The following is a 15128-nucleotide window of genomic DNA, read 5'->3' as shown; positions in this document are numbered from 1 at the left end:
AACTGAAAAAACTGAAAAAACTGAAAAAACTCAAAAACTTAAGATGAGTACTTTTAAAGATTATATAAGCGGATATGCGTTCGGAGTGAAAAGCCTGCTGGTGGGTATGCGCACCTCGATGAAGGTGTTCATGCAGAAGAAGGTGACGGAACGCTATCCTGAGAACAGACACACTACTCTGTACATACCGGAACGTCACCGCGCCATGCTGGTGATGCCCAAGGATGAGAACGGAGAGAACAGATGCGTGGCGTGCGGACTGTGCCAGATGGCCTGCCCTAACGGCACGATAAACATAACAAGCGAGACACGCGAAACGGAAGACGGAAAGAAAAAGAAGGTCCTGCTGAAATATGAATACGATCTGGGGGCATGTATGTTCTGCCAGCTGTGTGTGAACGCGTGTCCGCACGACGCGATACGTTTCAGCAATCATTTCGAAAACGCCGTGTTCGAGAGAGAAAAGCTGGTGATGACTTTGAATGAACCAACGGTCAGCGAAGCTAACCAATAATCAGCGAAGCTAATAACTAAAAACTAAAAAAAACATGTTTTCACTTTTTGAAATAGCATTTTATGTAGTGGCACTGTGCATAATAGTTTTCTCAGTGCTGGCTGTCACTACCAACAGCATCCTGCGGTCTGCCACTTATCTGCTGTTCGTGCTGCTTGCCACAGGGGGGATATATGCCATCCTGGGCTACACATTCCTGAGCGCGGTGCAGCTGATGGTGTATGCCGGAGGTATCATCGTACTGTATGTGTTCTCCATCCTGCTGACACGCTCGTCGGGAACCATGAAGTATAAAATAGGACGTGGCAAAATGATAAGCGTGCTGCTCACCACGCTGGTGGGTATGGCACTGGTGATGTTCATTATCGCCACAAACGGATTCGCCCTGAACATCATCCCTCAGGGAGTGGAGCTGCCGGTGAAAAATATCGGCGAGGCGCTTATCGGAACAGGGAAATATCAGTTCGTACTGCCTTTCGAGGTTATGAGCGTGCTGCTGCTGGCCTGTATGATAGGCGCAATCATGATTGCCAGAAAAAGAAAATGATGAAAAAATAAGAATCGGAATTATGGAAATTGAAATAGAAGTACACGTTATACACTATCTGGTGATAAGCGCCGTGATGCTGTTCTGCGGAATTTACGGGTTCTTCACACGAAAGAACCTGCTGGCTCTGCTTATCTCGGCCGAACTTATGCTTAACGCCACGAACATCAACTTTGCGGTGTTCAACAGATATCTCTTTCCGGGACAGCTGGAAGGACATTTCTTCAGTCTGTTCGGCATTGCCATAGCCGCTGCCGAAACTGCTGTGGCAATAGCGATAATAATAAATGTATACAGGAATATCAATAAGATTCTGACTGACGATATTTCGGAAATGAAGGGATAAAAAAATAGAAGGAATATGGAATATACAATACTTATACTGGCTCTGCCGGTGCTGAGCTTCCTAGTTCTGGCTCTGGCAGGAATGAAAATGCCTCATAAGGTGGCGGGAACGATAGGTACACTGTCGCTGGCGGCTGTCACAGTGCTGAGCTACATCACGGCCATCGGATATTTCGGCGCGCCACGTACTGCCGAAGGGGTGCTGCCTGTCTCTACTCCGTGGAACTTCCGGTGGCTGCCGTTCACCGAGTCGCTGCACATCGACATGGGTATCATGCTCGACCCTATCTCGGTGATGATGCTGGTGGTTATCTCCACGGTGTCGCTCATGGTGCATATCTATTCGTTCGGATATATGAAGGGCGAACGCGGGTTCCAGCGCTACTACGCTTTCCTCTCGCTGTTCACTTTCTCAATGCTCGGACTGGTGGTGGCTACGAATATCTTCCAGATGTACGTGTTCTGGGAGCTTGTGGGAGTTTCGTCTTATCTGTTGATAGGTTTCTATTACACCAAGCCTGAGGCTATAGCTGCCTCCAAGAAAGCTTTCATCGTTACACGCTTTGCCGACCTGGGCTTCCTTATCGGTATCCTGATTTACGGCTACTACATGCAGACTTTCACTTTCTCTCCTTCCGAAGAGCAGCTGATGAAGGCGGGTATGGTGTTGCCATGGGCTCTGGGACTGATGTTCGTGGGTGGTGCCGGAAAGAGTGCGATGTTTCCGTTGCACATCTGGCTGCCGGACGCGATGGAAGGTCCTACTCCGGTATCGGCGCTGATTCATGCCGCTACGATGGTTGTGGCAGGTGTGTATCTCGTGGCGAGGATGTTCCCGCTGTTTATCGGTTTCGCTCCTGAGACTCTTCACTGGGTGGCATACATCGGCATGTTCACCGCTTTCTATGCGGCTACGGTGGCTTGCGTGCAGAGCGACATCAAGCGCGTGCTTGCGTTCTCTACCATCTCGCAGATTGGCTTCATGATGGTTGCGCTGGGCGTATCTACAAGTCTTGACCCGCACGAAGGCGGACTGGGTTATATGGCATCTATGTTCCATCTGTTCACTCACGCCATGTTCAAGGCACTGCTGTTCCTCGGAGCCGGCTGTGTGATACATGCGGTCCACAGCAACGAGATGTCGTTCATGGGCGGACTCAGGAAATATATGCCTGTCACTCACATCACATTCCTCATAGCGTGTCTTGCCATCGCAGGTATTCCTCCTTTCTCAGGCTTCTTCTCGAAAGATGAAATCCTGGCGGCCTGTTTCCGCTTCAGTCCTGTAGCCGGATGGATAATGACCATCATCGCCGGAATGACTGCTTTCTATATGTTCCGTCTGTACTATTGCATCTTCTGGGGAAAGACAAACGACAACTATGCGCACCACACTCCGCACGAAAGTCCTGTGGTTATGACATTGCCTCTCGTCATTCTTGCGGCTATCACTGTCGTTGCCGGATGGGCGATGCCTTTCGGACATTTCGTTTCGAGCAACGGACATGCGTACGACATTCATCTTGATGCCACAGTGGCAACTACAAGTATCGTGGTGGCTGTGCTGGCTATCATCCTGGCTACATGGATGTACGCCGGAAAGACTCAGCCTGTGGCAGACATGCTCCAGAAAAGGTTCAGCCGTCTGCACCATGCCGCCTACAAGCGTTTCTTCATGGACGAGCTCTGGCTGTTCGTGACGAAGAAGATTATCTTCCGCTGCGTCTCTACTCCGCTTGCATGGTTCGACCGCCACGTAATCGACCAGTTCATGAACTTCATGGCATGGGGCACGAACGCGGCCGGCGAAACCGCACAGCCTGTACAGAGCGGAAAGATCCAGACTTACACAATGTGGTTCCTGGGAGGTATCATCATCCTGACTGCGGCACTTATCCTGCTGTGATAAAACCACATTTACTCAACAAGCTTTCTGCTTTTAATTATTAATTTTTAATTATTAATTGAAACAATGAATATATTAAGTTTATTTGTAATCATCCCTCTGGTAATGCTGCTGGGCCTGTGGCTGGCGAAAGGCATCAATCAGGTAAGAGCGGTTATGGTAGCCGGATCTACCGTATTGCTGGGATTGTCCGTGTGGCTCACTGTAGCGTATATCGGTTTGAGAAACGGAGGAGCTACAGAAGAAATGCTCTTCACCGCAAGCACTCCATGGTATGAGCCATTGAATATATGCTATTCCGTGGGAGTGGACGGTATCTCCGTAGTGATGCTGCTGCTAAGCTCTATAATAGTATTCACCGGTACATTCGCTTCATGGCGTCTGCAGCCGATGACAAAAGAATATTTCCTCTGGTTCACACTGCTGAGCACCGGAGTTTTCGGTTTCTTCATCTCTACCGACCTCTTCACCATGTTCATGTTCTACGAGGTGGCGCTCATCCCTATGTATCTGCTCATCGGAGTGTGGGGAAGCGGAAAGAAAGAATACGCGGCCATGAAGCTTACTCTTATGCTGATGGGTGGTTCGGCATTCCTGCTTATCGGTATCCTGGGTATCTACTACGGTGCCGGAGCTGAGACGATGAACATTCTCGAGATTGTGAACCACAAGATACCTACCGAGTTCCAGCGTCTGTTCTTCCCGCTGATATTTATCGGCTTCGGCGTGCTGGGAGCTCTTTTCCCGTTCCACACATGGAGCCCTGACGGTCACGCGTCGGCCCCTACCGCCGTATCTATGCTTCATGCCGGTGTATTGATGAAACTTGGCGGTTACGGATGTTTCCGTATTGCCATGTATCTTATGCCTACAGGTGCCGCTATCTGGGGCGACTTCTTCCTCGTGCTGACTACTATCTCTGTGGTTTACGGAGCATTCAGCGCCGTAGTTCAGACAGACTTGAAGTACATCAACGCTTATTCTTCGGTAAGCCACTGCGGCCTGGTTCTCTTCGCCCTGCTTATGATGACTAAGGTAAGTGCAACAGGAGCCATCCTTCAGATGCTTAGCCACGGACTTATGACAGCCCTCTTCTTTGCTCTTATCGGTATGATTTACGGAAGAACCCACACACGCGATATCCGCCAGCTCAGAGGTCTGATGAAGATTATGCCTTTCCTTGCCGTGGGATACGTCATTGCCGGTCTTGCCAACCTCGGTCTTCCCGGATTGAGCGGCTTCATTGCCGAAATGACTGTATTCGTAGGTTCGTTCCAGAACCCTGACATCTTCCACCGTGTCTGTACAGTGATTGCTACAATGAGTATTGTGATTACGGCAGTGTATATCCTCCGTGTGGTAGGAAAGATTCTGTACGGAACTTGCGAGAATCCCGAACATCTGAAACTTACAGACGCCACATGGGACGAACGCTTCACTGTTATCTGCCTTATCGCTGCTGTAGCCGGACTCGGACTTGCTCCGTTCTGGGTAAGCAATGTGATAAGCCACAGTGTGGAACCTATTATTTCGGCAATAGTGAGATAAATAATAATTAATAATGAATAATTAATAATTAAAAATGGGTGGATGCTATCACTTTTAATTATTAACTCTTAATTATTAATTGAGCGACGTTTTTAATTATTAATTTTTAATTCTTAACTAAAAAAACATGTTTCAATTTATACCAATGCAGGCAGAAATCACTCTGGCAGCCATGATGGTGATAATCCTCCTGGCCGACCTTATAATGAAAGAGCCTCATCACAAGACATTACGGACTATGGCCTGCACGCTGATGGTGATACAAATCATTCTGAACATACAGCCGTCGGCGGGAGAATATTTCGGCGGGATGTATCACTGCACTCCTGTCGCATCCGTAGTAAAGACTATACTCACTGCAGGAACATTGCTCGTGTTCATGCAGGCAGGCGAATGGATTTCATCGCCGGACTCACGCCACAAGGCAGGCGAGTTCTACGTAATCACAATGAGCACACTGCTGGGAATGTATTTCATGGTGAGCGCCGGAAGCTTCATCCTGTTCTATGTGGGACTTGAGCTTGCCAGCATTCCGATGGCATGTCTCATCGCATTCGACAAATGGAAGCACCACAGCGCCGAAGCAGGGGCAAAGTTCATACTGAACTCTATGTTCTCGTCCGGACTCATGCTATACGGACTCTCACTGATTTACGGAACATGCGGAACAACCTATTTTGCCGACATGACTGCCGGCATCACAGGCACACCGCTGCAGATTCTGGCCATGGTGTTCTTCTTTGCAGGTCTGGGTTTCAAGCTGAGTCTTGTCCCATTCCACATGTGGACGCCGGACACATACCAGGGCGCGCCCACAGCCGTGGCAGGCTATCTGTCAGTCATCTCGAAAGGAGCCGCGGCCTTCGCGCTGATGAGCATCCTGACTAAAGTGTTCGCACAGATGTCCGACCGTTGGGAACTGATGCTCAGTATCGTGATAGTAGCCACAATAACACTGGCAAATATCTTCGCTATCCTTCAGGACAACATGAAGCGTTTCATGGCCTACAGCAGTATCTCGCAGGCCGGCTACATCATGCTGGCTGTGATGGCAGGCAGCACCCAGGGAACAACTTCGCTGATATATTACATCACAGTATATATAGTAGCCAATCTGGCCGTGTTCGGAGTGATAGGAGCAATAGAGAGACATACCCTTGGCGATAACTATGCCGATGCAAACAATGTAGAAGGAGAACTCGCAGGAAATGCACTTTCACGCTCGGAAGAAACAGTAAAATCGGAATATGCAGTGAGCCGTGCGGCATACGCAGGACTTTACCGCACAAATCCGAAACTCACTTTCGTAATGACTCTAGCCATGTTCTCCCTTGCCGGAATTCCTCCATTCGCAGGATTCTTCAGCAAGTTCTTCGTGTTCGCATCAGCATTCAATGCAGGCCACTGGCTGGTAGTGTTCCTTGCCCTTGTCAATACAGTGATTTCGCTTTATTACTATCTGCTGGTGGTAAAGGCCATGTACATCACTCCGAACGACAGTCCGCTGCCATACTTCCGCAGCCCATGGCTGACACGCGCATCGCTTGCCATCTGCCTTGCAGGAATAATTCTGCTGGGAATATTGAGCAGTGTGTACGGAGGAATAGAGGCAGTGGCAGGAATGTAAATATCCGCTCTTTAGAATTCTATTTCAATTCTGATTAATTTCCGTATTACAGGAATTTTCATTAACTTTACGCAATGTTGAAATCAAGTAACGGATTATGGGAAATTTTGAGGAAACCAGAAAAGCAAAAGAAGAGGTAAGAAAGAAAAACGATGTCCGAAAAGAAAAGATTGCCGGATATTTTTTCGACTTGTCAAAATTATCTTTTGCCGGTATGGTAATAGGCGGATTTACACCTCTATTATCTAATTTAAATAATGAGGCTAATTGGCTTTCAGCTATATGTGGTATTATAACAACTTACACTTTTGCTTTTTTTGCCAACAGAATTCTAAAATAAAAAATTATGAATACATTAAGTTTTATTTTTTTAGTGACCGCTATCATTGGTATAGGTTTGGTAATATGGTCTTATACAAAAAGCGGTAAAAAATGGATTGACAGTCTATAACCGATATCGGTTACATATATTAATAAAGGATATATCTCACAAAAAAAGATATATCTTTTTTTTATTTCTCCCACCATCCGCTGTAACCGATATGTAACCGATACGTAAACGTATTATAAACATATGGAAACATCCAAGTAACACCGCTGCCATAATTTTGCCCACGGAAACAAAAGGGTAAAAAAGAATGAATGACATTAAGAAACTGATGCTTGCATCTCCCCTGCTGATGGCAGCAGTAACAGCACAGGCCATTGATTTCAAGGGAGTGATAATTGACAAAGCTACGGGCGAGCCGCTTATCGGGGCAACAGTGCAAATAGAAGGAACAACAACAGGCGCGGTGACAGACATCGACGGAAAATTCGAGATTAAGGACGTAGCCGACAATGATGTACTGATAATCCAATACGTGGCATACGAAACCCGAAGAATAACAGTCGATAAAAATGTAAAGGGGGAAACAGTAATTGCGCTGAACACCGACAACCAGCAGCTGGACGAGGTTACCGTAGTTGCCAAGAAAAACCTTGAGGGAGAACGCGCACTGATGATGGAGAGACAGAAATCGAGCGTGGCTATAGAGAACCTCGGCGCAAAGGAGATGAGTACAAAAGGTATTTCGAACGTGGCAGAAGGCGTGAAAAAGATATCAGGAATATCAATCGCGTCGGCAGGACAGATTATCGTGCGCGGCCTGGGCGACAGATACAGCACCACCACACTGAACGGTCTGCCTATAGCATCTCCAAATCCGGACAACAAGCTTATCCAGCTAGACATATTCCCTACATCCACAGTGAAGAACATCACAGTGAGCAAGGTATATGAGGCAAACACTTTCGCCGACTATTCCGGAGCCCACATCGATATAGGCACGAAAGAACAGACAGGCGAAGACTTCTTCAACATATCATTCAATACAGGCGGCAAATTCAACACGCTGGGCCAGGACATGTACCGCATGGACCACGAAGGGACTCTCTTCAGAACTCCAAAGCTGAACAGCATGTACACAGAGATGGACCTGACAGATTTCGAAGATTATGCCCGCCACAACAAGCTTTTCAACACATCATTTGATGTTTCCAAGAGAAAAGCCCTGCCCGAGTTCGGCGGAAACATAGGTTTCGGCAAGAACATCGACCTGGCAGGAAACAACCTGAGTGTACTGGCATCCGTAGGCGTGAGCAACGGACAGCAGCTGATGAAGGACGCATACGTACGCACGCTTGAAGCTACAGGAAACACACTGAACAACTTCGCATACGACAGCTATACAAACGAACTTAAACTGGCCTCACTCGCCAGCGTAGGCTACTCGTTCAGGAAGCAGGACCTGCTGAGCTATACTTTCTTCTACGCCCGCAACGCCTCGGACACATACATGCGCCGCGAAGGTGTGGATTACGAAGACCACAATCTGATAGGCAGCAACAGCGTGTCGCACATCTACAGCCTGCAGAACCACCAGCTCAGCGGCAAGCACTACATAAAGGACGCATGGAGCATCAACTGGAGCGGCTCGTACAGCAAGACATCGAGCGCCGAACCGGACAGACGCCAGGTGATGTTCGAAGTGCAGGACGACAATTCGCTGGAGCTTTTCAAGCTGAACCGCCAGGAGACGATGAGATACTTCGGATCATTGGACGAAAACGAATGGGTGGCAAACCTCATGAGCGACTATAAATTCGGCGACAGCAACAAGATACAGGCCGGAGTGACCTACAAGGACAAACAGCGCGACTACAAGGCCACACGCTTCTACTACAACCTGAACAAGCTGAACCCTACAATCACAGACATTTACAATCCGAGCGAATATATCAATCAGGAGAACATCGAGAACGAACTTCTCACCATCAACCTGGTGAATCAGCCGAAGGACCAGTACAAGGCAGGCAACAGCATCATTGCCGGATACCTCCTTGCCGACTACTACCCGATGGAAGCTCTGCTGATAAACCTCGGAGTGAGATACGAATACTCCCGCCAGTGGGTTGACTACCACACCGACGGCGGACGCCCCGAGAGAAGCGAGCTGAACACAGGCGACCTCTTCCCGGCAGCCAACTTCCGCTATCAGATGAATAAGGAGAACAGCCTTCGCCTCTCATTCTCGCGCACAGTGACACGCCCGTCGTTCATCGAGATGGCCCCGTTCCTCTACCAGGAATCATACGGAGCGTCGCAGATCCGCGGTAACGCCGACCTGCAGAACGGCTACAACTACAACTTCGACCTCCGCTACGAACTGTTCAAGGAAAACGGCGACATGCTTTCCGTAACCGCCTACTACAAGCACCTTGAGAGTCCGATAGAAAGAATCCAGGAACTCTCAGGAGGAGCCACAGTCCAGTCGTTCCGCAATGCCGACAACGGTATGGCAGCAGGAGTGGAAGTGGAGTTCCGCAAGGAGATAGTCAAAGACCTGCGCCTCGGAGCCAATGCCTCATATATGTACACCAACGTGAAACTGCCCGAAGGAGGGGTATATACCAACGCCCAGCGCGCCTTGCAGGGAGCATCGCCATATCTGGTAAATGCCGACATCACATACAGCCCGCGCATAGACGAAGACAGACAGATATCAGCCGCCATTCTATACAATCTGCAGGGCCCACGCATCCACACAGTAGGTATCTCAGGCCTTGGCGACGTAAAGCAGCAGGCAGTCCACACCCTGAACTTTGCCGGAAGCATGAAGCTGAACAGCCGTGTAGCGGTAAAACTCCAGATAAACGACCTGCTCAACCAACCGGTAATCTTCCGTCAGGAGGTACCGAAGACAGGCGAGACACTTGAAGTGGAAAAGTTCAAGCGTGGAAGCAGCTTCGAAATAGGAGTATCGTACACGCTATAAGATATAAACCTGACTAAGGCGATAAGAGATAATCCTGACTAAGGAAATAAGAAACTATCCTGACTAAGGAAATAAGAGATAAACCAGACTAAGGCAAATTGAATAAGATAACATCAAAAACATTTCAAAATTAAAACTGTTTATGAAAAAGAATTGGAAACTTGCCACTCTTGCACTGGCAACCACAGGAATGATGCTCACAACAGCATGTACCGACGACAATATCGGCGACGGCGGTATCGGCAACATCGCCGACAATCTCCTCAACGCCGATATCACAGAAGACGTCACTCTGAAAGCAGGCATAACCTACACTCTCGACGGAGGTATCCACGTAAAGAACGGAGCCACCCTGAAGATTGAGCCGGGAGTAAAGATCGAGGCAAAACACGACAATAAAGTAGACTACATCCTCGTAGAGCAGGGAGCAAAAATCGATGCGCAGGGTACAGCCTCACAGCCCATCGTAATGACATCCGAGAAGAAAGAAGCCGGAGCATGGGGCGGACTCCACATCTGCGGATACGCACCTACAAACGTGGGTACAGGCACATCAGAAATCGGTGACGCCACATACGGAGGCGACAAAGCTGACGACAATTCCGGCGTTCTGCGCTACGTCCGCATGGAATACACCGGCTATGCCTTCAGCGAAGACAAGGAATCAAACGGTATTACATTCTACGGAGTTGGTAATGGTACAACAGTAGACTACGTACAGGCTTTCATGGGTTCCGACGACGGTTTCGAGTTCTTCGGCGGCTCGGTAAATATCCGCCATGCGGTAGTGACCGACTGTAGCGACGACTCTTTCGACTGGACAGAAGGCTGGAACGGCAAAGGCCAGTACCTCGTGGCATACCAGGGCAGCAAGGACGAGATAGGCTACGACTGCGACTGTCTGATGGAATGCGACAACCACAGCACCAACTTCGAAGCCACTCCGACGTCATTCCCTACACTGGCCAACGTAACCCTTGTGGGCAACGGCGGAGAGAAACAGGGCGTACGCCTTCGTGCCGGAACAAAGGTCAATCTCTATAACACCATCATCACAGGCAAGGGACAATGCCTCACAGTAGAAACCGCGCCTACTGAAAACGCCCTGAAGAACGGCGAGTCAAAACTCAACTACGTAACTATCGGTTCAGGTTTCACAAGCAAGGAAAACATCTACACACAGAGCGACTTCCTCGCTGCCGGAAACAACAACGAAGTGAAAGACCTTGCGCCCGTGCTCGAGTCATTCTACGTCGGCACAGCCGAAGGAGGCCGGAATATGAGCACAGCAGATTCATTCTTCGACGCAGCAGAATATCGCGGAGCCGTACCGTCGGACAACGACTGGACAGCAGGATGGACTGCCGCCAGCGGTTCCAAGCCTCAGGAGATAGAAGAGCTGAAAGGCACAGTGACATCAGATGTCACCCTGGCTGCCGGAAAGACATATTATCTTACAGGCGACTACACCGTGAAAAGCCCTGCCACACTCACCATAGAAGAAGGAGTGACAATCATTGCCAAGCATGACAACGTTGTAGACTACATCCTCGTGGAACAGGGAGCCAAAATCAATGCCGTAGGTACAGCCGAAAACCCTATCGTCATGACATCCGAAAAGAAGGAAGCCGGAGCATGGGGCGGACTCCACATCTGCGGAAAAGCGCCTATCAACGTACAGGGCGGCAAGGGAACATCCGAAATAGGTGACGCCGCATACGGTGGCAACGACGCGGCCGACAACTCCGGAAAATTGAGCTATATCCGTCTGGAATACACAGGATATGCATTCAGCGAAGACAAGGAAGCCAACGGAGTGACATTCTACGGCGTGGGCAGCGGAACCTCAGTAGACCATCTGCAGGCATACCGCGGTTCTGACGACGGTTTTGAATTCTTCGGAGGAACGGTCTGCGTAAAATACATGGTAGCTACAAGCTGCAGCGACGATTCGTTCGACTGGACAGAAGGCTGGTGCGGAAAAGGTCAGTTCATGGTGGCATACCAGGAAAACGAAGAGACACTGGGCTATGACTGCGACTGCCTTATGGAATGCGACAGCAACGACAAGGACAACTCGCTCACACCAGTCTCACATCCGGTACTGTCGAATCTGACACTCGTGGGCAACGGCAACGACGGCCGCGGAGTACGCCTGCGTGCCGGCACCGAAGTGGAACTCTACAACGCCATCATCACAGGCAAGGAGCAGCCTCTCACTGTGGAAACCGACAATACAGAAAACGCGCTGAAAAACGGAATCTCCCGATTGAACTACGTAGAGATATCAGGCGTATTGTCGTCAAAACAGAACATCTACACCAACGATCTTTTCGAGGCAGCCGAAGGCAACAAGACAAACGCCACTTTCGAACTTGAAGACAAATTCATAGGTACAGCAGACGGAGGAAAAGACATGTCCGCCGACTCATTCTTCACCGCAACCGACTACAAAGGAGCCGTTCCGACAGACGACAACTGGACCGCAGGATGGACTCTCTGATCCTCCGGAAACACGGAAACACACATATCCCCACGGGAAAACACACACCGGGACCGCCGCCACACCAAGCGACGGCCCCGGTTCTTTTATCAGAAAATCTTCCCTACATCAACCGCCGTAAAGAATTTTAATGTATCTTTACGTCCGTAATCATAACCTTATAAAACCCTTAAATTATGTATCCACTCAAATTCAATCCCATCCTGAAATCCACAATCTGGGGTGGCGACAAAATCATTCCGTTCAAACACCTTGACTGCACACAGCCCAACGTAGGCGAAAGCTGGGAGATATCCGACGTCGCGGGCGACGAATCGGTAGTGGCCTACGGACCCGACGCCGGCAAGAACCTCACACAGATGGTCAGCCTCTACAAAGGAGCCCTGGTGGGCGAAGCCAACTACACTCGCTTCGGCGGCAAGTTCCCCCTGCTGATAAAATTCATCGACGCCCGGGACGACCTCTCCATCCAGGTGCACCCTGACGACGAGCTGGCCATGCGGCGCCACAACTCCATGGGCAAGACCGAGATGTGGTACGTGATAGACAACGCCGAGGGCCGCGCACACCTGCGTTCGGGCCTGAGCCGCAGCATCACGCCGGAGCAGTACGAACAGATGATAGCCGACAACACCATCTGCGACGCCCTTGCCGACTATGCCGTCCGTCCGGGCGACGTGTTCTTCCTCCCCGCAGGACGAATCCACAGCATCGGAGCCGGATGCTTCATAGCCGAGATACAGCAGACATCGAACATCACCTACCGCATCTACGACTTCAACCGCAAGGACAAGGACGGCCGCACCCGCGAGCTGCACACCGAGCTGTCGAAACAGGCCATCGACTACAGCGTGCAGCCGGACTACCGCACCGCCTACACCCCGTGCAAGGACCGCCCCGTCCACCTCGTGTCGTGCCCATACTTCACCACATCCGTCTATCACCTTTCGCGGCCGATGACCATGGACTATTCCGGACTCGACTCGTTCGTCGTCTACATCTGCATGGAAGGATCGTGCACCATAAAGGACGACCGGGGAAACACCATCGGCATGCAGGCAGGCGAGTCAGTACTTTTCCCTGCCACAACCCGCAGCCTTGAAGTGACCCCCCATGGCGAAGTGAAGTTCCTCGAGACATACGTATAGGCCCGCCCACAGGCACCCGCGCCATGCGCCTCAGTCCGCCACGTCGCGGGTGACAAGGACCTTATCTATTCGCGCGCCGTCCATATCCACCACCTCGAAACAGAATCCGTTCCACCGCATGGTTTCGCCGCTCTGAGGCACATGCTGCAGATGCTGCAGGATGAGCCCTCCCAGGGTATGGAAATCCGACACCTCGAACAGCTCCGGACGGTCGAAATAATTCAGGAAATCGTACATCGTGCACTGTCCGTCCACCAGCCATCCGTCGTTGTTCACCCTCTTGATGATGTCCGGCTCGCCGTCGGCGTCGTCCACAGTTCCCACCAGTCCCTCCAGAATATCCTTCAGCGTGATTATACCCGTACACGCCCCGAACTCGTCGCACACCAGCGCACGGCTTATCTTCTTCATCTTCATCTGCTCCAGCACCTTATACACATTCATGTTCTCATGAAAGAACACCGCGTCCTGGGTCAGTGCCACCAGATTGAAATCCTCCTCATGCAGATGCAGCACCAGGTCCTTCAGATGAATGACTCCCTTCACATGGTCAAGGCCGCCATCCGCTATAGGATAGAACTCATACAGATTGTCGCTCACAATAGCCTTCACATCGTCCGCGGTCATGTCCGCCTCCAGCCATACGATATCCGACTTATGCGTCATAATAGAGCTTACCTTCAAATCGCCCAAAAGAAATACCCTCTGCATGATATCCTGCTCAACCGGTTGCACCTCACCGTCTTCGGCCCCCTCTTTAATAATAGACTTGATTTCTTCTTCTGTCACCCTGCTGTCCTCCTCTTTCACCCCAAGCAGATTGAAAATCGCCTCAGTGCTTTTCGCCAGCAACCCGACGAAAGGAAGCGCAATCACAGAAAGAACATTCATGGGCCGCGCCATTACCTTTGCAGCCTTTTCGGCCATACTCATACCTATACGCTTAGGCACCAGCTCGCCGAATATAATAGTGAGATATGTAACCACCACAACGATAACTCCCTGAGCCAACCCGAAGGCGTATGCCGCAGATACTCCCCACGACTTCATAGCCTCCGTCAGGTCCGCCGCAATCTGATTTCCGGAATAGATACCCGTGAGGATTCCGATAAGAGTGATGCCAATCTGTACGGTGGAAAGAAACCTGTCCGGTTCGTTTGCGAGCTTCAAGGCTGTTTTTGCCGATTTGTTCCCGTTTTTAGCGTCAGCGGAAAGACGTGATTTACGGGCTGATATGAGGGCCACCTCGGACATTGCGAAAACTCCATTAAGCAATATCAACCCGATGATAATAAAAATTTCGTTCATATATATATTAAATGTTTTCAACAGCAAAAATAATAGATTGTTCACGCTCAAGACGAATTAATAACATTCTATTAGAAAGTTTTAACAATATGTTTATTGTCCATTTTGGGCAATACCTAAAAATGATTAGTAATACATACAAAAACAGCATGAAATATACCTAAAAATTGCGATTGTGGGAAAATGCTCATGGCAGTAACTTTGCATCCGGAATTAAAGGTATTAGAAATATATATAAAAGGTATTAGTTTATGAGCAAAACGCTGTGGAATATAATTGATAATTCCATAATTGGTAACATTTCAACATTATACTAGTAGTAAGAACTCAAATATCTGTAAACAGAGACCTTTAATCATAAACAT

General features: G+C 49.5%; 11 protein-coding genes. 10 read left to right on the top strand and 1 reads right to left on the bottom strand.

The features are described from left to right. Window positions 1-43 precede the first annotated feature (43 nt). The 10 genes from I6E24_RS02240 to I6E24_RS02195 all read left to right on the top strand — a co-directional run bounded on the left by I6E24_RS02240 (window position 44) and on the right by I6E24_RS02195 (window position 13455). Window positions 44-514: a NuoI/complex I 23 kDa subunit family protein gene (locus I6E24_RS02240; RefSeq protein ID WP_235325915.1), complete on the top strand. Its 471-nt coding sequence runs from the start codon at window positions 44-46 to the stop codon at window positions 512-514. Window positions 515-548: 34 nt separating this feature from the next. After that, a complete protein-coding gene (locus tag I6E24_RS02235) occupies window positions 549-1061 on the top strand; it encodes an NADH-quinone oxidoreductase subunit J family protein (RefSeq protein WP_204403290.1) in 513 nt (170 codons plus the stop codon). A 22-nt stretch (window positions 1062-1083) separates the two neighbouring features. Then, window positions 1084-1407: an NADH-quinone oxidoreductase subunit NuoK gene (gene nuoK / locus I6E24_RS02230; RefSeq protein ID WP_204403292.1), complete on the top strand. Its 324-nt coding sequence runs from the start codon at window positions 1084-1086 to the stop codon at window positions 1405-1407. A gap of 15 nt (window positions 1408-1422) precedes the next feature. Beyond that, entirely contained in the window at window positions 1423-3312 is a 1890-nt protein-coding gene (nuoL, locus tag I6E24_RS02225) for an NADH-quinone oxidoreductase subunit L (RefSeq protein ID WP_235325913.1), read from the top strand. A 66-nt stretch (window positions 3313-3378) separates the two neighbouring features. Then, window positions 3379-4860 (top strand): complex I subunit 4 family protein, encoded by a 1482-nt coding sequence (locus tag I6E24_RS02220; RefSeq protein WP_235325911.1) that lies wholly within the window; start codon window positions 3379-3381, stop codon window positions 4858-4860. A gap of 127 nt (window positions 4861-4987) precedes the next feature. Continuing rightward, complete coding sequence (locus I6E24_RS02215; protein ID WP_235325909.1) at window positions 4988-6487, top strand: NADH-quinone oxidoreductase subunit N; 1500 nt, start codon at window positions 4988-4990, stop codon at window positions 6485-6487. A gap of 97 nt (window positions 6488-6584) precedes the next feature. After that, entirely contained in the window at window positions 6585-6827 is a 243-nt protein-coding gene (locus I6E24_RS02210) for a hypothetical protein (RefSeq protein WP_235325907.1), read from the top strand. A gap of 298 nt (window positions 6828-7125) precedes the next feature. Next, window positions 7126-9804, top strand: coding sequence for a TonB-dependent receptor (locus I6E24_RS02205; protein ID WP_235325905.1), 2679 nt, complete (start codon window positions 7126-7128; stop codon window positions 9802-9804). A gap of 1279 nt (window positions 9805-11083) precedes the next feature. Next, window positions 11084-12307, top strand: coding sequence for a hypothetical protein (locus I6E24_RS17615; RefSeq protein WP_455577807.1), 1224 nt, complete (start codon window positions 11084-11086; stop codon window positions 12305-12307). A 176-nt stretch (window positions 12308-12483) separates the two neighbouring features. Beyond that, entirely contained in the window at window positions 12484-13455 is a 972-nt protein-coding gene (locus I6E24_RS02195) for a type I phosphomannose isomerase catalytic subunit (protein ID WP_235325903.1), read from the top strand. 30 nt (window positions 13456-13485) lie between these two features. Here the strand turns inward: I6E24_RS02195 and I6E24_RS02190 are convergent, their stop codons facing one another. Further along, window positions 13486-14763 (bottom strand): hemolysin family protein, encoded by a 1278-nt coding sequence (locus tag I6E24_RS02190; protein WP_235325901.1) that lies wholly within the window; start codon window positions 14761-14763, stop codon window positions 13486-13488. Window positions 14764-15128 lie beyond the last annotated feature (365 nt).

This window comes from Bacteroides caecigallinarum (assembly GCF_021530995.1).
GTDB lineage: Bacteria > Bacteroidota > Bacteroidia > Bacteroidales > Bacteroidaceae > Phocaeicola > Phocaeicola faecigallinarum.
This window is presented reverse-complemented; position numbering and strand designations above follow the sequence as displayed.